This is a genomic window from Pseudomonas sp. MMS21 TM103 (assembly GCF_022132145.1).
GTDB lineage: Bacteria > Pseudomonadota > Gammaproteobacteria > Pseudomonadales > Pseudomonadaceae > Aquipseudomonas.
The window spans coordinates 1454699-1475971 of the sequence record NZ_JAJISP010000001.1; the positions used below are offsets into that span (position 1 = coordinate 1454699).

The 21273-nt window shown below is 66.3% G+C and carries 14 protein-coding genes and 1 pseudogene; 6 read left to right on the forward strand and 9 right to left on the reverse strand.

What is annotated here, in order from left to right:
- Positions 1–89 precede the first annotated feature (89 nt).
- The 4 genes and pseudogenes from LJY18_RS22655 to LJY18_RS06710 all read right to left on the reverse strand — a co-directional run bounded on the left by LJY18_RS22655 (position 90) and on the right by LJY18_RS06710 (position 4423).
- Positions 90–935, reverse strand: a complete 846-nt coding sequence (locus tag LJY18_RS22655; RefSeq protein WP_442964474.1) for a methyl-accepting chemotaxis protein — start codon at positions 933–935, stop codon at positions 90–92.
- A 36-nt stretch (positions 936–971) separates the two neighbouring features.
- Positions 972–1679, reverse strand: a pseudogene (locus LJY18_RS22660) (PAS domain-containing protein); the annotation flags it as partial.
- 26 nt (positions 1680–1705) lie between these two features.
- Positions 1706–3958, reverse strand: coding sequence for an EAL domain-containing protein (locus tag LJY18_RS06705; protein WP_238040999.1), 2253 nt, complete (start codon positions 3956–3958; stop codon positions 1706–1708).
- Positions 3959–4117: 159 nt separating this feature from the next.
- Positions 4118–4423 (reverse strand): hypothetical protein, encoded by a 306-nt coding sequence (locus tag LJY18_RS06710; protein WP_238041000.1) that lies wholly within the window; start codon positions 4421–4423, stop codon positions 4118–4120.
- 400 nt (positions 4424–4823) lie between these two features.
- Here LJY18_RS06710 and LJY18_RS06715 point away from each other — a divergent pair, with 400 nt between their 5' ends.
- Positions 4824–5099: a hypothetical protein gene (locus LJY18_RS06715; RefSeq protein WP_238041001.1), complete on the forward strand. Its 276-nt coding sequence runs from the start codon at positions 4824–4826 to the stop codon at positions 5097–5099.
- On the forward strand, positions 5099–5728 hold the full coding sequence (locus LJY18_RS06720; RefSeq protein WP_238041002.1) for a hypothetical protein: 630 nt from the start codon (positions 5099–5101) through the stop codon (positions 5726–5728). The genes LJY18_RS06715 and LJY18_RS06720 overlap by 1 nt, the downstream gene beginning before the upstream one ends.
- 250 nt (positions 5729–5978) lie before the next feature.
- On the opposite strand, the gene LJY18_RS06725 is transcribed toward LJY18_RS06720, so the two are convergent.
- From LJY18_RS06725 to LJY18_RS06735, 3 genes are all read right to left on the reverse strand, one after another.
- A complete protein-coding gene (locus tag LJY18_RS06725) occupies positions 5979–7625 on the reverse strand; it encodes a Na/Pi cotransporter family protein (protein WP_238041003.1) in 1647 nt (548 codons plus the stop codon).
- Between the two features lie 181 nt (positions 7626–7806).
- Entirely contained in the window at positions 7807–8475 is a 669-nt protein-coding gene (locus LJY18_RS06730; RefSeq protein ID WP_238041004.1) for a haloacid dehalogenase type II, read from the reverse strand.
- Positions 8476–8559: 84 nt separating this feature from the next.
- On the reverse strand, positions 8560–9687 hold the full coding sequence (locus LJY18_RS06735) for a PilT/PilU family type 4a pilus ATPase (protein ID WP_238041005.1): 1128 nt from the start codon (positions 9685–9687) through the stop codon (positions 8560–8562).
- Positions 9688–9798: 111 nt separating this feature from the next.
- Here LJY18_RS06735 and recC point away from each other — a divergent pair, with 111 nt between their 5' ends.
- The 3 genes from recC (at position 9799) to recD (ending at position 18543) form a co-directional block, all read left to right on the forward strand.
- Positions 9799–13077, forward strand: a complete 3279-nt coding sequence (recC, locus tag LJY18_RS06740; RefSeq protein WP_238041006.1) for an exodeoxyribonuclease V subunit gamma — start codon at positions 9799–9801, stop codon at positions 13075–13077.
- Positions 13074–16619: an exodeoxyribonuclease V subunit beta gene (recB, locus tag LJY18_RS06745; protein WP_238041007.1), complete on the forward strand. Its 3546-nt coding sequence runs from the start codon at positions 13074–13076 to the stop codon at positions 16617–16619. The genes recC and recB overlap by 4 nt, the downstream gene beginning before the upstream one ends.
- Positions 16620–16719: 100 nt before the next feature.
- A complete protein-coding gene (gene recD, locus LJY18_RS06750) occupies positions 16720–18543 on the forward strand; it encodes an exodeoxyribonuclease V subunit alpha (protein ID WP_238041008.1) in 1824 nt (607 codons plus the stop codon).
- A gap of 136 nt (positions 18544–18679) precedes the next feature.
- On the opposite strand, the gene LJY18_RS06755 is transcribed toward recD, so the two are convergent.
- Complete coding sequence (locus LJY18_RS06755; protein ID WP_238041009.1) at positions 18680–19480, reverse strand: gamma-glutamyl-gamma-aminobutyrate hydrolase family protein; 801 nt, start codon at positions 19478–19480, stop codon at positions 18680–18682.
- Positions 19481–19846: 366 nt separating this feature from the next.
- Positions 19847–20785, reverse strand: a complete 939-nt coding sequence (locus LJY18_RS06760) for an AEC family transporter (protein ID WP_238041010.1) — start codon at positions 20783–20785, stop codon at positions 19847–19849.
- A 75-nt stretch (positions 20786–20860) separates the two neighbouring features.
- Here LJY18_RS06760 and LJY18_RS06765 point away from each other — a divergent pair, with 75 nt between their 5' ends.
- Positions 20861–21265 (forward strand): GFA family protein, encoded by a 405-nt coding sequence (locus tag LJY18_RS06765; RefSeq protein WP_238041011.1) that lies wholly within the window; start codon positions 20861–20863, stop codon positions 21263–21265.
- Positions 21266–21273: the final 8 nt, after the last annotated feature.

Sequence of the window (21273 nt, forward strand, 5' to 3'; positions counted from 1 at the left end):
GGGTAGGCTCATGGCAATGGTCAGGGTCGGCGAATAGCGGAGAATACTCCTTGTGCGCGACGCTTGTATCCAGACCCGCCTGCCGGTCATCAGTGATTGCGCTTCTGCCCCCAGAAATGCTCGACCAGGGACTGCAGGCGCTCGGCCAGGGCCGCGACCTGGTTGGCGCTGCTGCGGCTCTGGCTGCTGGCCACGACATTGCTCTCGCTGGCCAGGCGGATACCGCTGAGGTTGCGCTGGATATCGTCGCCGACGGCGCTCTGCTGCTCCACGGCGGCGGCGATCTGCAGGTTCATGTCGCTGATCTGGCTGACTCTCTGGTTGATGCCTTCGAGTGCCTGGGCGGCTTGTAGCGCATGGGCAACGCTGGCCTCGGCCTGTTGCTGGCTACGGCTCATGGCCGCCACGGCGTTGCCGGTACCCTGCTGCAGGTTGCTGATGATGCCGTGGATTTCCGCGGTGGACTGTTGGGTGCGCGAAGCCAGGCCGCGCACCTCGTCGGCGACCACGGCGAAACCACGACCGGCCTCGCCGGCCCGCGCTGCTTCGATCGCGGCGTTGAGGGCGAGCAGGTTGGTCTGTTCGGCAATGCTCTGGATCACTTCCAGGGCGCGATTGATCTCCTGACTGTGCAACTCCAGTTGGTGGATCACCTGGCTGCTCTGCTGTACTTCGCTGGCCAGGGCGGCGATCGACTGCCGGGTGTGTTCGACCAGCTGCAGACCGCTGCCGGTTTCCAGGTCGGCGGCGCCGGCAGCGCTGGCGCTGAGCTGTGCATGCCGCGCCACCTCTTGCACGCTACTGGCCATTTGGCCGATGGCGCTGGCGACCTGATCGGTTTCGCCCTGTTGCTGCATGGTCGCCTGGCTACTGCTGTCCACCGCGGCGACCAACTGCCCGGCTTCGACACTCAGCTGCCGGGCGGAGTCTGCCATCCGGCCGACCACGGCACCGGTTTCGGCCTGCAGGCTGTGCAGGGCGAAGGCAATCTGGCCGAAACAGTCGTTGCGGCCGGTATAAACCAGCTGGCTCAGCGGGTTGTCGGCAATCGCCCGGGCCTGCTCGGTCAAGCCCGCCAGCGGCCGCAGGCCAAGGTGCAGCACACCGGCCAGCAGCCCGGCGAGCACCGCGGCGCCGCCGAGGGCGGGCAGCAGCGGCAGGGCGCCGCCGACCCCGAGCAGCGTGGCCACGATTAGCCCGGGCGCTGCGCAGAGCAGACTGAGACGTTGCGTGAGGCTCAGCCGCGGCGCTCGTAACCGTGGCGGGGTGCGTCCGGCGCGCAGTTCGCCGTACAGGCCCTCGGCGCGCTTGACCCCCGGTGCCGATGCCAGCGTGCGCACCGATTGGTATTCCACCACCTGGCCATTGCGCAGCACCGGGGTCGCATAGGCACTGACCCAGTAATGGTCGCCGTTCTTGCAGCGATTCTTCACCAGGCCCATCCATGAGCGTCCCGCCTTGAGCGTGCGCCAGAGGTCGGCGAATGCCTGCGGCGGCATGTCCGGGTGGCGCACGATGTTGTGGTTGTGGCCGAGCAACTCGGCTTCAGTGAAGCCACTGATGGCGATGAAGTCCGGATTGACGTAGGTCACCGCCCCCTTGAGGTCGGTGGTGGAAAGGATATTGGCTTGGGCGTCGACTGCGATGGCACGGCCACTGACGGGCATATTGAGTTTCATGGGGGCGGTTCTCTCGCGCGTTATTGTTATGGGAATGAGGGTGCGGGGTCGAGCTGGGGGTGCAACCGGTAGTCGAGACCTTCGAAGCAGTCCTCGCCGCTGAACAGGCGCTCCAGCCCGGCCGGTGCTCGCGGGCGGCTGAACCAGTAGCCCTGCGCCAGACGACAGCCTTCGGCGCGCAGGAAGTCGAGGTGTTCGCTGCGCTCCACGCCCTCGGCCACCACCTCCAGGCCAAGGCTCAGGCCCAGGCCGATGATGGCGCGGCTGATCAGCTGCGAGTCGCCAGTCGCGGACGTGCCGCTGATAAAGCTCTTGTCGACCTTGAGGATGTGCAGCGGAAAGCGTTTGAGGTAGCCGAGCGAGGAGTAGCCGGTGCCGAAATCGTCCAGCGCCAGCTGGATGCCCAGGCTGGCCAGTTCACGCAGGCAGGACAGGGTCTGGGCGCTGTCTTCCATTAGCTGGCTTTCGGTGATCTCCAGCACCAGGGTGGCGGGCGGCAGGCCGCTTGCGCGCAGGATATCGGCCACCCGCACGGCGAAGTCGGTCTGTTGCAGTTGCCGACTGGACAGGTTGACCGAGCAGCGCAGAGACGCCTGGCCGGCCAGTTGCCAGTGGCGCACTTGCGCACACGCCTGGCGCAGCACCCAGTCGCCGACCGCCAGTATCCCTCCGGACTCTTCCAGGCAGGGGATGAACTCCAGCGGCGAAACCGCTTGGCCCTTGTGCTGCCAGCGCAGCAGGGCTTCCACGGCCACCAGGCAGGGCTGCTCCTGATCCAGCTGGCAGATGGGTTGATAGACCAGGCTGAACTCGTCCCTGGCCAGTGCCTGACTCAGCGCGCCCTGCAGTTCCAGCTGATGCTGGGCCTGGGCCTGCATCTCGCTGCTGTAGCGGGCGAACTGCGCCTTGCCGGCGGCCTTGGCGCGGTACAGGGCGAGGTCGGCGGCTTGCAGCGAATCGAGGCCGGCGTTTTCCTCGCTCAGCGCGGCGATGCCGATGCTGATACTGACCATCAGCTGGTGTTCCTGCACTTGCAGGGGTGGCTGCAGGCTGTCCAGCATGCGTTGGGCCACCCGCTCGGCGTCGGCACTGCAGGCGAGATCGTCGAGCAAGACCACGAACTCGTCGCCGCCGAAGCGGATCAGATGATCGCCGGGGCGCAGGCAATGGCCGAGGCGGCGTGCCACTTCTACCAGTACATGGTCGCCGATGTGATGGCCGAGACTGTCGTTGATCAGCTTGAAACGGTCCAGGTCGATGAACAACAGGGCGGCTTCGCGCGCACCGGGCCGGCCCTGGCGCTGCAGGGCCAGGGTCAGCAGCTCTGTCAGGCGGTCGCGGTTGGCCAGGCCGGTGAGCGGGTCGTGACGGGCAGCATGCTGCAGTTGCTCCTGGGCGGCGCGGCGTTGGCTGATGTCGGTCTGCGAACCGGCCATGCGCCGCTGGCCCTCAGCGACCTGCTCGGCAACACCGCGCACCAGCACCCAGAGATAGCTGCCGCTCTGCCGGCGAATGCGGTACTCGTGGTGCAGCGAAGCCGTGCTGCCCTGCAGGTGCGCGTCTATGGCCCGGCGCAGGCCGCCGAGATCGTCCGGGTGGACGCGGGCAAACCAGCCGGCGCTGCCGCTGCCGAGCTGGTCGCGGTGCAGGTCGAGCATGCTCGCCCAGCGTTCGGAGAGGTACAGCTGGTCGTGGTCGACGTGCCAATCCCAGAGTCCGTCGTTGGCGCCGCGCAGGGCGCGGGCGAAACGTGCCTCGCTGCTCTCCAGGGCCTTGCGCTGTGCCGCGCTGTAGGTGTCCAGGGCCAGGCCGATGTCGAAGAACACCGCCTTCAGCAGGCTGGCGAAGCCGGCGCAGGCCGGGTGCTCGCCGAGCAGGCCATCGAGCATTTCATGCAGGTAGAGGCGGTAGGCGCCCAGGTACCACTTGAGGTCGACACCGATCTTCTGGTGGACCCAGCCGATGCGCAGGCGATTGAGTACGTAACTCTGGTCGTAAGGACCATTCCACAGGCGCTGGTAATAGTCGCTCTGGCTGTGCTTGAGGCGAGTGATGGTGGACGGGTCGTTGACGATGGCGGCGGTCGCCGGAAATTCGCCAAGGCGCTGGTAGAGCTGGTCGAGAAAATCGGAGTGGGCCGGCAGCAGCGCTGCGCTGTGCCGGCTGAGCTGCTCGACGTCGGCAGCGCTCCAGTCGAGAAAGCGCAGACGCTGGCTGATTTCTTCGTGGTCGAGACCGACATGCTGGAGCAGTTCCTGGAATTCTTGTTCGTTGCCCATGGAGAGTCCCTTACATTTCTCGGCGCAAAAAAAAGCGTCGAGGTTAGTCATCTGAAAAAATGACTAACCTCGACGCTCTGTCTTGCAGGCCCTTATGTCCTGCCCGGCAAAGCTGGTTATCGCCGAAGCGAAAACCACTACTAAAAGTGTGGTTTTACCTTATTCAGGATTTTCCGACAAGGTTTCCAGCATGCGCATCGTCCGTTTGCGTAGCTGCGCCAGTTGCGCCGACTTGAAGGCATGTCGGGTCTGCTCCAGTACCTCCACGGCATCGCGCAGCAGGGCTTGCACTTCACCGGCCTGATGCGGCGGCAGCGCCCGCAGCCAGCGACAAGACGCAGCTTGACTGCAGTCCCCCGGCTGGCCGAGTACTTCGCAACCGGGCGCCTGGTCGTGCAGTAATTGCCGGACGCGGCTGGCGCATTGCGGTTTGGGCAGGGTCACGAGCAGGCAGTTCTGGTGCATGGCAGTCACTCGATGGCGAATTGCCATCAAGGCTAGCGCGATGGGCCAGTGCTGCTATTGACCAGTGTCAGTATTGCGTGGGCTTGCACTTGGCTGGTCCATTGCGCAGCACAGACTTTGTCCGAGCGTCTGGACGTTCTTGCTGCCGGCCCTAGTCAGCAAGGTCCACGCGGCGAACAATACCTACGGGCAGCTTCAGGTTCTATACCACAGCCCACTGGCCGTGCAGACTGGCTCCCTCGATCCGCCAAAGCCAGTGGTGGGCGGCGGCATGGGCATGCGCTATATCGATCACGGGATAGAGCATCCTCATGCATGGCTCCAGCGACGGCCGGTTTATCAGTGACCGCTACAGCGCCATTGCCGTTAGCCCAGGCCAGCTACAACCTAAGGACGCGATGTGGCTGATCACGCCGGCGAAGTAGAACAGAGCTTGCTCTGGAAGCAGGAGCTCCTGGCCCCTTTGCCCATCCCCACCGGCCAGCCCGCCAGCGATCTGATGAATATCATCTGGCGCAAGAATGAGGTCTATCTGGATATCGGCAGTTTCGCCATGGCAGCGGGTTGGCGGACACTGCATATGGGTACTGTCTTAGTGGTGGCGACCTCTGCTTGGGTTGCTTCAACAGGAGACTATTGGCTAAGCCTGCGATGCTTGCTTTCATGGGGGGGTTAATGGGCACCCTCTGGTACTTCTTTATCAAACAATGGCGCAAGCCCCTGACCCCGCCGATTCGCTTCAACCGTCAACGCCGCGAGGTATGCATTACCGAGCCAGACGGCAGCTACTGGTTCGTACCCTGGGAGCGCGTATATGCCATCGCCCCCAGCGTCACCAACCTGTGTACCTATGGCGCGACCAAGCATGGCAGCCTGCTGCTGTGGTTTCCGCTCAAGGACCAGGAGCATCAAGCCTATGGTCTCGACAAGAAGGGTTGGGTGCTGATGGTCAATCCCGGCGGCGGTATCACCTCCATGGCGCAGTCGAAATGCATCCGTAGTTTTATGGAGATAGGGACGGATGCCGTGCCTGACAGCTCCCATGCGGAAAGGAGTAGCAAAGTGGAGCAGCAGGGATACCTCGGCGTTTGGCGATGTCTTTTCGGCCAATTTTTCGATGAATTGAAAGCCAAAGAGTATGGGGCAGCCTTCTCAGCCTTCACCGGGCTGACTATTTTTGGGTGCGCCTTGGATCGCCGTTCTACTGACCAAGAAACTCGCCCATATCCCCGGCCTCACCGCCCCCGAAGTCGTCGAGTGATCCAAACCTCTGCCGCCCGCGCAATGGGGCAAACGCTCACTTGAGCTAGAGCTGGCCATCACTGAGCGCGAGGCCGAACTGGCCGCGCAATAAGCCTCTGATGATCGCCACGGTTATGCGCCATAGCCCAGCTATCGCGTCTGTCAGCATGCTGCGCCAGAGTAACGATCTCTTACTGTTCGCCCCGGTAGTCTGGCTACACACCGGCGGGCGAAATCGAAACCGAGACAGTTGCCGTAGGCAGTTGATGGATGCTGCACCGCTACGGCGACTTCGTCTGCCTTGGCTTATCGGCTACTCGCCACCCACTTCCTCCGCGTGCAGCGCACCTGTCTCTCTGCTTTCCAGCACCGCATAGGCACTGCTGCAGAACAGCGAGTTGAGGCGTTTCATGTCGCCGATCAGCTCCATGTGCAGCGAGCTGGTTTCGATGCTTTGCACCACCTGGCGATGCAGGCGGCCGACGTGGGCGTGGGCCAGACGGCGCTCCTGGGCGCGGAAGCGGCGTTTCTCATGGAGCAGTTGGCGGGCGCTCTCGGAGTCGCCGGTGAGAAACACGTTGAGGCCCAGGCGCAGGTTGGCCATCAGCTGGGCATGCAGGCCGGTCAGTTCTTCCAGGCCGCTCTCGGAGAAGGCATGGCGTTGCGCGGTTTTTTCGTCCTGTACCTTGCCGAGCATGCGCTCGATGATGTTGCCGGCCTGTTCCAGGTTGACTGCCCATTCGAGAATTTCCGCCCATCGCCGGCTGTCCTGATCGCTGAGTGCCTCACGCGGCACCTGAGCCAGGTACAGCTTGACCGCGCTGTAGAGGGCGTCGACATCGTCATCCAGGCGGCGCAACTCCTTGCTCAGCGCCGGCTGGTTGCTGCGCAGGACTTCCAGCAGGTGGCTGAGCATGGTCTCGATCAGGTCGCCGATGCGCAGGGTTTCGCGCACCGCATTGGCCAGCGCCAGGCTCGGCGTGGCCAGGGCCGTGGGGTCTAGGTGGCGCGGGCGGGCGACGCCGCCGGTGTCGGCGCGATCTGGCAGCAGCCAGTTGCAGAAGCGCGCCATTGGCCCGACGCTGGGCAGCATCAGCAAGCAGCGCAGGCTGTTGTAGAGCAGGTGGAAGCCGATTACCAGCTCGGCCGGGCGCCAGTTCAGGCTGTCCAGCCAGCTCACCAGCGGATTGAGCAGGGGGATTACCAGGACCAGACCTATCAGCTTGTACAACAGGCTGCCGAGTGCCACCCGCCGCCCCGCCGGGGTCTGCAGGCTGGAGGTCAGGAAGGCCAGCAGGCCGCTGCCGATATTGGCGCCGATCACCAGGCCAATAGCCACCGGCAGGCTGATCAACCCGGCGCCGGCCAGGGTCGCGGTGAGCAGCACCGCCGCCAGGCTGGAGTAGGAAATCAGGGCGAACAAGGCGCCGATCAGGGCGTCGAGCAGCAGGTCGCCGGTCAGTGAGGCGAACAGCACCTTGATCCCGTGGGCCTGGGTGATAGGTGTGGCGGCGACCACGATCAACTCCAGCGCCAGGAGCATCAGGCCCAGCCCTATGCCGACGCGGCCCAGCTGGCCGGCGCGGGTTTGCCGGCGCGAGAGGAAGAAGATCACCCCGAGGAAAATCAGCAGCGGCGACAGCCAGCTCAGGTCGAAGGTCAGTACCCGCGCCATCAGCGCCGTGCCGACGTCGGCGCCGAGCATGATCGCCAGGGCCGGTGTCAGCGCCATCAACCCTTGGCCGACAAAGGAAGTGACCAGCAGCGCGGTGGCGTTGCTGCTCTGTACCAGGGCGGTGACGCCGATTCCGGCGGCAAACGCCAGGGGCCGCTTACTGACGTTGTGGCTGAGGACCTTGCGCAGCTGCGAGCCGTACACGCGCAGGATGCCGGTACGGACGATATGGGTCCCCCAGATCAGCAGGGCAACAGCAGAAAGCAGATTGAGCAGGGTCAGCATCGTGCATCTCCCTGACAGGGGCGCCCACGCGCGGGCAGCCAATGGCTGTGGAGCAGGTTACCCGTGACGCTGGGCCCGGGTCGATAGCGTCGGCCCAGGATCGAATAGTTTTTACCGGGCCTGCCTTAAGCTGTAGTCGGCGATTGGCCTTCGCGCCAGCCGCCGAGAGCAGCGCGGCGGCTCAGTCGGGCAGGCGTTCGGCCAGTTGTAGCAAGCTGGCGACCTGCAAATCCGGCTCGATGCCCCAGGGGTCGAATTGGGCTTGTTCGCTGCGTCTGACCCAGGCGCTGCGCAGGCCGGCGTGGTTTGCACCGAGTACGTCGAAGGGGTTGCTGGAGACCAGCCAGGTCGTTTCGGCGGCGCTGCCGGTGCGACTCAGCAGGTGCTGGTAAACCTGCGGCGCCGGCTTGAAGCTGCGGACTGCCTCGACGCTGACAATTTCGTCAAAGAAGTCCGCCAGACCGGCCTGTTCGAGCAGGGCGCTGACTGCCGCCTGGCTGCCATTGGAGAAGGCATACAGGCGAATCCCGCGTTGCTGCAGGGCGGCCAGGCCAGGGGCGCTGTCGGCGAAGGCCGGCAGGTGGCTCCAGGCATCCAGCAAGCCTTGTTGCGCCGCGGCGTCGAACGGGGCCTGGGTCTGCGCACAAACAAAAGCCAGGGCCTCACGGGTGCACTGGGCAAAATCCACATAGGCGCCCATCAGGCCGCGCCGGAAACTGTACTCCAGCTGCTTGTCGCGCCAGCTCTGGTAGAAGACCTCGGCGCGCTCACCGAGGGTCGTGCGCAGTTGCCGGGTGACGTCGCTGGGGTCGATCAGGGTGCCGTATACATCGAAGGCAAGGGTGGGCATTGCGATCTCCTCATTGGACTGCTGGGCGACAGGGTGGCAGAAGCGCTCCCTGCCGGCACTTGCACCTAAGTGGCATGGCTCGACTCAGCTGTCGCGCAATACCTTGAGCTCGCCATCCTCGGCCGCGAAGCCGCGTTGCAGCTTGACCTTGAGGCTCAGGTCAGTGCGCGAGTCGGCGAACTTGAGCGCTTCAGTCAGGGTGATCCGGCCAGTCTCGAGCAGTTGGTAGAGGTGTTGGTCGAAGGTCTGCAGACCCTGTTCCAACGCCCGTGCCGTGGCTTCGCGAAGATCGTCCAGCTGGTCGCGCTGGATCAGGTCGCGGATATAGGGGGTGGCCAGCATCAACTCCACCGCCGCCACGCGTTTCTGCGCCACGCCGGGGACCAGGCGCTGGCCGATCACCGCCTTTAAATTCTGGGCCAGGTCGGCCAGTACCTGCTTGCGCGCCTCGTCCGGAAAGAAGCGCACGATCCGCTCGATTGCATGGCTGCTGCTGGTGGCGTGCAGGGTGGCCAGGCACAGATGACCGGTTTCCGCGTAGTGCAAGGCGTGCTGCATGGTCGCTGCATCGCGGATCTCGCCGAGCATGATTACGTCCGGCGCCTCGCGCAGCACGTTGCGCAGGGCGTCAGCGAAGCTGTGAGTGTCCAGGCCGACTTCGCGCTGGTCGATGATCGACTTCTGGTGCTTGTGGAGGAACTCGATGGGGTCTTCGATGCAGACGATATGCCCGCTCTTGTGGCGGTTACGGAAATCCAGCATGGCCGCCAGGGTGGTCGACTTGCCCGAGCCGGCCGCGCCAACCATGAGGATCAGGCCGCGATCCTGCAGGCTCAGCTTCTCCAGCAGCTTGGGCAGGCCGAGCGCCGTGAAGTCGGGTATCTGGCTCTTGATCAGGCGCACCACCATGCTCACTTCGCCGCGCTGGTAGTAGACGTTGACCCGGAAGCGCCCGGCGTTCTGTACGCTGACCGCCAGGTTCATCTCCAGATCGCGTTCGAACTCCATGATCTGTTTCTGGGTCATCAACTGGTAGGCTTGCTGCTGCACCTCGCCGGCCTGCAGCGCACGTTCGCCGACCGGCTGGCTGTGGCCCTCGAGCTTCATGTGCGGCGGCGCGCCTACACTGAAGAACAGGTCCGAACCGCCGCGCTCGTAGAGCAGCTGCAGATAGGGGAATACATCCACCGCATGATCGGTCGTGTTGTCCATTGCGCCTCCTGGCCTTGTGCGCTGTCATCCTAGCACTCGGGCGACACTGGCTGTCGCCCCGCGCCGCCAGACTGGTTAACCTAGCGCTTCGCAACGGATGCAGTGCCAACCATGCTCAATCTCTATCACGCCCCTGACCTGGAAACCCTTGGTGAACTGGCGACTACGCTGCTCGCCCAGCCGCTGCAAGAGCCCTTCGCCCCGGCGTTGGTGGTGGTGCCGAGTCAGGGCATGGGCCGTTGGCTGACCCTGGAACTGGCGCGCAAGCAGGGCATTGCTATGCAGCTCGAGGTGCAGTTGCCGGCCAAGTTCGTCTGGGACCTGTCGCGCCTGGTCCTGGGGCAGTTGCCGGAGCAATCGGCGTTCTCTCCGACCACCCTGGCCTGGCGCCTGTATGACTGGTTGTGCGAGCCGGTCAACCTGGCCGAGGCCCCGCGTCTGGCGCATTACCTCGAGGGTGGCGACGAGCGCCGCCGCCTGTCGTTGGCCAGCAAGATCGCCGACGTATTCGACCAATACCTGCTGTATCGCGACGACTGGCTGGCCGCCTGGGAGCGCAACGAGCTGCTCGACCTGGGGCCTGACGAAGCCTGGCAGGCGCTGCTCTGGCGCGAACTGACCCGCGACGGCCACCCGCATCGTGCGCGCCTGCTCGAAGACCTGCTGCGCCGCCTGTACGACGAGGCGCCCATCGCCGCTCTGCCCGAACGCCTACTGGTGTTCGGTATCAGCAGCCTGCCGACCCACCACCTGCGTGTGCTCGAAGGCCTGGCGCGGCACACCGAGGTGGTGATCTTTGCCCTCAACCCCTGCCGCGAGGCCTGGGGCGAGATTCGCGATATCCGCGAGCTGGCCCGGCAACCCGAGCTGAGCCCCGATGACTGGTACCTAGACGTCGGCCATCCGCTGCTGGCGAGTCTGGGCAAGCAGGGCCGCGACTTCTTCGACAGCCTGTTCTCTCTGGCTTCCAGTGAAGGCAGCCAGGAAATCGGCCTCTATTCCGAAGATGAGGCTCTGCACGACAGCAGCCTGTTGCAGGCGCTGCAGAACGACATCCTGCGCCTGCGCACCCGGCAGACCGACGAGCGCCTGGTCTTGCGCGAGGACGACCGCTCGCTGGAGCTGCATATCGCCCATTCGCCGCTGCGCGAAGTGGAAATCCTGCACGACCAGTTGCTCGCCCGCTTTGCCGCCGAGCCCGAGCTGACCCCGGACCAGGTGGTGGTGCTGACCCCGGATATCGAGCGCTATGCGCCCTATATCGAGGCGATTTTCTCGGCTAAAACCGGCGTCCCCCGGACGGCCGGCCCCCGCATTCCCTTCAGCCTGGCCGACCGCAGCCTGCGCGCGGAAGTCCCGCTGATCGAAGCCTTCCTCAACCTGCTGGCCCTGCCCGACAGTCGCTTTGCCGCCGAGGAAATCCTCGCGTGGCTGGAGCAGCCGGCGATCGCCCGCCGCGCCGGTATCGAAGCCGAGGACCTGACGCTGCTGCGCGACTGGCTGCGCGAGGCCGGCGTGCGCTGGGGCCGCGACGGTGCGCATCGCCAGCAACTGGGTCTGCCGGCCGACAGCGCCTTTACCTGGCGCCAGGGTCTGGATCGCCTGCTGCTGGGCTTCGCCGCGCCGCCACAACTGGCCAGCGACCAGGCCCCCTTGCTTGGCGACAGCTGGCCGCTGGATGCCCTGGAAGGTGGTCGCGCGCAGTTGCTCGGGCGCCTAGTCGCCTTCGTCGAGCGCCTGGCCGCCCTGGCGCAGAGCCTGCAGCGTCCACGCAGCCTGAGCGAATGGGCCGAGACCCTGTTGCAGCTGGTCGACGACCTGTTCGACGAGCGCGAGGCCGGCGACACCCTGTTATTGCTCTCCAGAGCCTGCGCGGCGCTGCAGGATCAGGCGCTGGCATCCGGCATCGAGCGACCGCTGGAGCTGGCGCTGATCCGCCAGCAACTGACATCGGCGCTGGAGCAGGGTGGTGGCGCCTCGGGCTTTCTCACCGGCGCGGTGACCTTCTGCACCATGGTGCCGATGCGCAGCCTGCCGTTTCGCCTGGTCTGCCTGCTCGGCCTGGATGACGGCGCCCTGCCAAGGCGCACCCCGGCCGCCGGCTTCGACCTGATCGGCCAGAAACCCCGGCGTGGCGACCGCGCCCGGCGCCTCGACGATCGTTACCTGCTGCTCGAGACCCTGCTCTCGGCGCGTGGCGGCCTGTACCTCAGCTACGTCGGCCGCGACCCGCGCAGTAACGCCGAGCTGCCACCCTCGGTGCTGGTCAGCGAACTGCTGGATGTCATCGACCTCACCGCAATCTGCGCCGATCCACAGACGCAAACCGCCAGCGCGCGCATCACCCACCAGCATCCACTGCAGCCTTTCGCCGCCGGCAACTTCGCCGGTGGCGCCCAGGCCGGTTTCGCCGCGCCCTGGTTCCGCGCCGCCCAGCGCCTGAGCGAGGTGGTCGAAGCACCGCAGCCCTTCGCCAGCACCCTGGCCGCGCCAGACGGCGATCAGCTGACCCTGGAACCCAGCCAGCTGATCCACTGCTTCAAGCACCCGGCGCGCTACCTGTTGGAGCAGCGCCTTGGCCTGCGCCTGGCGCAAAGCGAGGAAGCCCTGGCCGGCGACGAACCCTTCAGCGTCGAATGGACCAGTCAGCACGGCCTGCGCCAACTGGCGCTGCGGGCCGTCGAGCAAGGCTGGAGCGAACGGGAGGAACGCAGCGTGGCCGCCGCCTCCGGCTGGTTGCCGGTGGGCGAATTGGGCCAGGCCCACTGGGGGCAGATTCGCGGCCCGATCCGCGCCTTCGCCCCGACCCTGTTCGACGAGCGCCCGAGTGATGCGCCGCAACCGCTGCTGGTGGATATCCAGCTGGCCGGTGTGCGCATCCACGGCTGGCTCGACGGCGTCAGCGCCAGCGGCCTGTTCGACTACCGCCTGCGCGACCTCGGCGCCTGGGAGCTGGCGCCGTTCTGGCTGCGCCACCTGCTGCTCAACTGCGCCGCCACCCCCGGCATCGCCCGCGACAGCCGCCTGCTGTCGCCGAAAAGCGAATGGCGCCTGGGCCCGCTGGCCAATCCGCTGCAACTGCTCGAACCCTGGCTCGAGGCCTACAAGAGCGCACTGTGCGAACCGCTGCCGGTGCTGGCCAAGTGCAGTTATGGCTTCGCCAGCAAATGGCGCAAGCCCGGACGCAAGGAGCCGCTCGACGCCGCGCGCAGCGAAGCGCGGGTGATGTGGCAAGGCAACGACTACATGAGCGGCGAAGGCCTGGACCCCTGGAATGCCCTGGCTTTCCGCGACCGCGAGCCGCTGGACGAGCGCTTCGAAGCCCTGGCCGAACAACTCTATGGCCCGGCCCTGGATGCCCTGCGCGGCAGTGACGAGGATGAGGCATGAAGAGCGCACCGCTGGACCTGCTGCACAACAGCTTCGCCGGTCGCTCGCTGATCGAGGCCAGTGCCGGCACCGGCAAGACCTGGACCCTCACCGCGCTGTACGCCCGCCTGCTGCTGGAGAAGCGCCTCAACGTCAGCCAGATCCTAGTGGTGACCTTCACCACCGCGGCCACCGCCGAATTGCGCGAGCGCATTCGCCTGCGCCTGGCCGAGTTGCTGGCGGTCTATGACAACGGCCCCGGCAGCGATGACCTGCTCAATCGCCTGTACGCCGAGTACCCGGACGCGGCCAGTCATCGGCGCCTGCTGTTGGCGGTGCACGGCTTCGATGAGGCGGCGATCTTCACCATCCACGGCTTCTGCCAGCGTGCGCTGCAGGACGCCGCGTTCGAGGCCGGCGGTGACTTCGACAACGAGCTGACCCACGACGACCGCGAGATTCTCGACGCCCTGCTCGCCGACCTCTGGCGCCATGAACTGGCCGCCGCCGAGCCGGAGTGGGCGGCCTTTCTGGTGCAGCACAAATTGACCCCGCAGGGCCTGCGCCAGCGCCTGCGCAACCACCTGGGCAAGCCCTACCTGCGCATCGAGCCGCAGCCCGGGGCCAGCAGCGAGATGAGCGCCCTGCGCAATGCCTGGCAGCACGCCCGGGACTGCTGGCAGCGTGACAGTGGCGCCTGGCTGGAACAGCTCAAGGCGTTCGACGGCTTCAAGAGCAATATGTGCAACCCGCTCAAACTGAGCGCCTGGCAAGCCGAGCTGGACGGCTACTTCAGCGATGCCGCCGCGCTGTTCAGCAAGACCGAGGCGCACCAGCGCCTGGCCCGTGACGGCCTGGCCAAGGCCAGCAAGAAGGGCAGCAGTGCGCCGGACAGTGCGCTGGCCGATGCCCTGCAAGGCCTGTGCGAGGCCCTGCAGACCGCGCAGCCCGAAGCCGAGCAGCGCCTGATCGACCTGCAGGTACGCCTGATCGCCCAGCTCAACGAACAACTGCCGCAGCGCAAGGCCGCCCAGCGCCTGCTGGCCTTCGACGACCTGCTCAACAAGCTGCAGCAGGGCCTCTACGGCGAGGGCGGCGAGCACCTGGCCGGCACCCTGCGCGAGCAGTACCCGGTGGCGCTGATCGACGAGTTCCAGGACACCGATCCGGTGCAATACCAGGTGTTCCGGCGGATCTACGAAAACCAGGGCGACCTGTGTTTCGTCGGTGATCCCAAGCAGGCGATCTATGCCTTTCGCGGCGCCGATCTGGCCACCTACCTCAAGGCTCGCGAAGAAGCGGCGCGCCAGTACAGCCTGGCCACCAACCACCGTTCCACCCCCGAGCTGATCGCCGCGCTCAACCAGTTGTTCGACCGCCCCATGCCCTTCGCCGAACCGGGCCTGAGCTATCCGCAAGTCGGTGCCAGCTCGCGGGCGCGGGCGCAATTGGTGCTGCCGGTTGTCGATGCCGAACAGGACGCGCCATTGGCCCTGGTCTGGCTGGATGACGATTACCTCGGCAAGGGCGAAGCCGGCAGCCTGGTCGCCCGCGATACGGCCCGGCGCATCGCCGCCTTGCTGGCGGCGAGTAGCCGCGGTGAGGCCTATTTCGAGGCGCAGGACGAACGTACCGCGCTGAAAGGCGGCGATATCGCTGTTCTGGTCGCCAGCCACCGCCAGGCCGGGGAAGTCGCCGCTGAGCTGGCCGCCCGCGGGGTGCCCAGCGTACGCCGCGGCAAGGAAAACGTCTGGCACAGCGAAGAGGCCGGTGAGCTAGCCGCAGTGCTGGCCGCCTATGCCGAACCGGGTCGCGAAGGTGCGCTGCGCTATGCCCTGGCCAGCCGTCTGCTCGGGCGCAGCGCCGCCGATCTGGCCGCCTGCCAGGACGACGCCCAGGCCTGGGATGCCGAGCGCGAAGCTGCCGAGCGCTACCACCAACTCTGGCAGCAACAGGGTTTCATGCGCGCCTTCCGCGCCTGGCTGGACGAGCAGCAGGTGGCGCCGCGGCTGCTCGCCCTGGTCGATGGCGAACGCCGGCTGACCAACCTGCTGCACCTGGCCGAACTGCTGCAAGCCGAGAGCCTGCAACGCCCGGGGCTGGAGCAACTGCTGAGCTGGTTCAACGCCCAGCGCAGCGCCGAGGCCCACGGCGAAGAAGCCCTGCTGCGTTTGGAAAGCGATGCCGAGCGGGTGCAGATCGTCACCATCCACACCTCCAAGGGTTTGGAATACCCGCTGGTGTTCTGCCCCTACCTGTGGGACGGCGCCTTGCTGCGCCAGAGCGAAGACATCACCTGCCACGCCGACGACGGTGCGCCGTTGCTCGATCTGGGGGGCGAAGACTTCGATACGCATCGCGAGCGCGCCCGCCATGAGCGTTTTGCCGAGCGCCTGCGCCTGACCTATGTGGCCCTGACTCGTGCCCGCGACCGTCTCTGGTTGCACTGGGGTCCGGTGGACTGCAAGCCGAAGAAGGACGGCACGCTCAGCGAGGCCGGCTTGCACAGTAGTGCCCTGGCCTGGCTGCTGCACGGTCGCCATTTGCAGGGCGCGGATGCCCTGGGCGAGCTCGCCGGCCATCTGCAAGCGCTCAACCCCAGCGGCCTGCGCGGCGAAATCGACCAGCTGGTGGGCGCAAGCCACGGTCATATGGCCGTGCAAGTGCTGCGCGAGAGCGAAGCCAGCGCCGCCGGTGAACGCCGCGCGCCGGCGCCCCGGCAGCTGGACAGCATGAACCGCAGCCTGCACAGCGCCTGGCGCATCGGCAGCTTCTCCGGCCTGGCTTCCGGCATGCACATGGAAGCGCCGGACCGCGACAGCCTGGTGCTGCCCGCCGCCAGCGAGCCGGGTAGCGGCTTCTTCGCCTTCCCCCGCGGCGCCCGCGCCGGCACCTGCCTGCACGCGATCCTGGAAGACTGGGCGCGCGGCAAGGCGCCGTTGGCCGAGCTGATCGAGCCGGCCCTGCGCGGTCATGGCATCAGCAGCGACTGGAGCGAGGTGGCGCTGAGTCAGTTGCAGCAGGTGATCGACAGCGATCTCGACGGCGCCGGCCTGACCCTGGGCAGCCTGCAGTCGGCGTGGCGCCTGCCGGAGCTGGGCTTCACCTTCCCGGTGGCCAACCTCGACCTGCAGCGCCTGCGGGCGATCCTCACCGATCCGGCCTTTGGGCTGGCTGCGCCGATGCGCGAAGCGGCCGCCCGTTTGGAGTTCGACAGCCTCAAGGGTTTCCTCAAGGGCTTCATCGACCTGACCTTCGAACACGACGGCCGCTGGTACATCGCCGACTACAAATCCAACTGGCTCGGCCCGGACGCCAGCTACTACGGCGGCGAACGCCTGCTCCAGGCCCTGGCCGGTGAGCACTACTACCTGCAATACCTGATCTACCTGGTGGCGCTGCGGCGCTTCCTGCGTCAGCGTCTGGCCGACTTCGACGGCAGCCAGCTGGGCGGGGCCTACTACCTGTTCCTGCGCGGCATGCCCGGCGCCGGGGTGTACTTTTCGCGTCCGCAGGATGGCTTGCTGGATGCACTGGACCGGCTGTTCGAGGAGGGCAAGTGATGGCGTATGCAGGATGGGTTGAGCGCGTGCTACCCATCAAGTTGCAGGCTGCAGCTCTCTTGGCTCTCGCCTCGCTCAACCCAACCTACGGGAGTGCCCCATGAACCTCGCCGACCTGCCCTTCGGCCCCCTCGAGCGCGCCTTGGTCGACAGCCTGCGGCGTCTCGATCCGGCCGCCGAGCCGCTGGTGCTGGTCTCGGCGGCGCTGCTCTGCGCGGCGCTGGATAACGGCGACGTCTGTCTGCCGCTGGCGCGTCGCGCCGGGCAGCGACCCTGGGCGGACCATGCGTTCTGTCTGCCGGCCCTGGCCGAGTGGCAGGCGCAACTGCAGGCCTCCTCGCTGGTCGGTGGCGACGGCGACTTCAGCCCGCTGATCCTGGATCATGGGCGGCTCTATCTGGCGCGCTACCAGGCCTACGAGCGCCAGCTTGCCGAGCAGCTACTCAGCCGTGCGGCCGATCTGCCGACGGTCGACGAGGCCCAGCTAGGCGCAAGCCTGACCCGGCTGTTCGCCTTCAATTCGCAACAGCCCGACTGGCAGCGCCTGGCCGCGGCCCAGGCGGTAAGGCGCAAGCTGGCGGTGATCTCCGGCGGCCCGGGCACCGGCAAGACCACCACAGTGGTGCGCCTGCTCGCCGCGCTACTCGAACAACCCGGCGCCGAGCGAATGGCCATCGGCCTGGCCGCGCCCACTGGCAAGGCGGCGGCGCGCATGGCCGAGGCGATCCGCAATGCCAAGTCGGCACTGCCGGTCAGCGCGGCGGTCAAGGCGGCGCTGCCGGAAGAGGCGCGCACCCTGCACCGCCTGCTCGGCAGCCGTGGCGACAGCCCGCAGGTGCGCCACAACGCGGCCAATCCACTGGCCCTGGACGTGCTGGTGGTCGACGAAGCCTCGATGGTCGACCTGGCGCTGATGGCCAAGCTGGTCGAGGCCCTGCCGCCCAGCGCACGGCTGATCCTGCTCGGCGACAAGGACCAGCTCTGTGCGGTGGAAGCCGGCGCGGTGTTCGCCGAGCTGTGCGAGGGCCGCGGCTTCGACGGCCAGGCGGCCGCCGAGCTGCAACGCATCACCGGCCAGCAGGTAGCGGTCGCCCAGCCGACATCACGTCTGGGCGATGCCGTGGTGCTGCTGACGCACAGCCACCGTTTTGCCGGCGACAGCGGCATCGGCGAGCTGGCGCGGCGGATCAACGGCGGCGACGTCAGCGGCACCCTGAAGTTGCTCAAAGAACAGCGCAGCGATCTGGCTTGGAATGCCCAGCCGACCCCGGCCGATTTGCTCGAGCGGCTGGACCGGGGCTATGCACCCTTTCTCGCCGCGGCGAAAAGCGCCGACCCACAGGCGGCCTTCGCCGCCTTCAACGACTTCCGTGCCCTCTGCGCCCAGCGCGAAGGCGCCTGGGGCGTGGCCGGGATCAACGAAGCGCTGGAAGCGCGGGTAAAAAGGCGCAGCCAGGTCGCCAGCCGCGAACGCTGGTACGTCGGTCGCCCGGTGATGGTGCGGCAGAACGACTACGCCCTCGGCCTGTTCAACGGCGATATCGGCATCTGCCTGCACAGCGAACACGGCCTGCGGGTGTTCTTCGAAAGCGAAGAGGGTTTCCGTCCCTTCGCCCCGGCACGCCTGCCCAGCCATGACAGCGCCTTCGCCATGACCGTGCACAAGAGCCAGGGCTCGGAGTTCAGCGAAGTGCTGCTGGTGCTGCCCGAGCAACCCAGCCCACTGCTGAGCCGCAGCCTGTTCTACACCGGCATCACCCGGGCCAAGCACAAGGTGGAGATCTGGGGCCTGCCGGCACGCCTAAGTGAGGCGGTGGCAACCCGCGCCGAGCGCGCGGCGGGGCTGGCCGAGCGCCTGGCGATAGGGCCTTTGCCGGCATCGGCGGCGGGTAAGGATGTCGGTCAACTGGCGTTGTTCGACTGAGAGGCGGTGAGAAAACGCTCGCCTGCAGCGACCGCCGCTACCTTCCCCTAGATGGCTCGCAGGAGAACAGGCAGGATGCCCTGTTCTCCGATACCCGCCCGCCTGGCGCCGAAGCTCGGCCGCCAAGCACCGTGTACTAGCGCTGGTTAGCCGCCGTCTGCGCCACGCGCTGGCGGCAGGCCGCGCCGAAGGCCTGGAAGATTTTTACCGAGTCGGGGTTTGCGCTGGTTTGCCATTCCGGGTGCCATTGCACCGCGAGGGTGAATTGCGCCAGTGCTGGTGCGTGGATGGCTTCGATCAGACCGTCTTCGGCGTAGGCCAGTGCTTCAAGGCCTTCGCCCAGGGTGGCGATACCCTGGCCGTGCAGCGAGTTGATGGTGATCTCATCCTTGGCCAGCAAGTCGGCCAGCCAGCTGCCGGGGACCAGGCGCACGTTATGGCTTTCGCCATACTGCACCTCCACCGGGTCGTTGGAGTCCTCGCGGTGGTCGTCGAAGCCACCGACGGCATAGAGTTTCTGGTGGATGTCACCACCCAGGGCCACGTTGATTTCCTGCATGCCGCGGCAGATGCCGAAGATTGGCAGGCCGCGCGCAATGGCGGCGCGGATCAGCGGCAGGTCGAACAGGTCGCGATCGCGATCCTGGGCCTTGTCCGGTGTCAGGTTTTCCTGGTTGTAGAGCGCCGGGTCGATGTTGCTGCCGGCCCCGGTGAGGTACACGCCGTCGACCATGTCGAGGTATTGCTCGAGGTCATCGGTGCCGAAGCAGGTCGGTGCCAGCAACGGTACGCAAGCGGAGAACTCGACGAGGGGGGCGATGTATTTGTGGGTCATCACCTGATAGGCATGGCCTTTACGTTCCTGGGTGCCCATGGACATGAGGACCACGGGCTTGCGTATGGTGCTGGGGGTAGTACCGCTGTTGTTGTTGGACATAGATCACCTTGGGGCAGGGAGAACCTGCCGTTGCTGTGCAGGAAGGGCCATCGCTGCGGCACTGCTTCCTGTTTTTGTTGCCGGTGACGACGGGCGCCTGCGCTGGCGCAGCAGGCTGGCAGAGGCTTGCCGGGAGGGTGGCGGTTGAGCCTGTTCTCGCTGCTCTCTGGCCGTCGAAACACCGGCTCAGTCTGCCAAAGCCGTAAAATATGTCAAACGAATGGTGCGTTATTTGTGCGAGTGACCAGTCGGCCGGTATGCTGATTATCGATAAAAACCATCTTATATCGTTGTTTTTAAACAGAATTAATATATTTTCAGCATCTATGGCAGTCCAATATATTTAACGCCTGGCGGGTCAGCCCTTCAGCCCACCACCAGTATCAGCAGCAAGGGCAGGCTAGCGGCTGCCAGCAGCGTCTGCAGGGTGATGATGCCGGCCATCAGGTGGCTGTCGCCGCCCAGTTGGCGGGTCAGCACATAGGCGGTCGGTGCCGTCGGCAGGGCGAAGAACAGCACCAGCACGCTGCTTTCCAATACGGGCAATCGCAGGCCATAGGCCACGGTCCAGGCCAGCAGCGGCATGGCCAGCAGGCGCAGGCCGCTGTTCCAGGCCAGGGCGGGAATCTCGCCGCCGAGTTGCTCGGGCTTGAGCGCGGCGCCGACGCAGAGCAGGCCAAGCGGCAGGCTGGCGGCGGCGAGCAGGCCGAGCAGGCGCGCGCTGCCGCCGGGCAGGCCGAGTCCGCTGAGGTTGATCAGGGCGCCGCCGAGGCAGGCGAGGATCAGCGGGTTCTTGAGGATCGGCAGGAGCAGGCTGCGCGCACTGACGCCGCGTTCGGCAGTCAGCGACCAGACCGAGAGCACGTTGACCGTGGGCACCATCAGGGCCAGCATCAAGGCGGCCAGGGTCAGGCCTTGCTGGCCATACAGGCTGCCCACCGCGGCCAGGCCCAGGTAGGTGTTGAAGCGCAGCGCGCCCTGGCTGAAGGCGCCGAAACGTCCGGCCGGCCAGCCGCGCAGGCGTCGCAAAAGGAGCAGCGCCAGCCAGGCGATGCCCAGGCCGAGCAGCACCGCCAAGGCCAGGTGTGGCAGCGCCGGGTTGTCCAGCGGCGCGCTGGCCAGGCTGCTGAACAGCAGGGCGGGGAACAGGATGAAGTAGTTCAGCCGCTCGGCACCGGGCCAGAAGGCTTCGCTGGGGAAGTCCAGGCGGCGTAGCGCGTAGCCGGCGACGATCAAGGCGAACAATGGCCACAAGGCCAGCAACAACTCCAGCACGGCAACCCCCGCCATCGGATCAGCGGCCATCTTGGAGAGCGCGGCACAGCGGCGCAAGGGCGTTAACGCTATTAGGCTGAGGCTAGTGCAGACCGAGGAGAGCTCATGAGCGACGTTCACAGCGGTGGTTGTCAGTGCGGCGCCTTGCGCTACCAGTTCCGCGCACCCTTGCGCGACATCGCCCATTGTCACTGCTCGGTCTGCCGCCGCAGTACCGGCGGCATCCTCACCACCTGGATCACGGTGCCGCTGACAAGCTTTGCGTGGTTGGCCGGTACACCGACCGAGTTCGCCTCGTCGGCCAGTTGCACGCGCAGTTTCTGTCCGAGCTGCGGGGCCCACCTGACCCTGTTCACCACGCTCAGCCCAGAGACCCTGGATATCACCGTTGCCACCCTGGATCAGCCGGAGCGGGCGCCGGCGGACCGGCATATCTGGGTGCAGAACCGGTTGCCCTGGCTGCATGTGGACGAGCAGTTGCCGCAAGAGCAGCAGGAACATATCCCTTAGGGCGGACA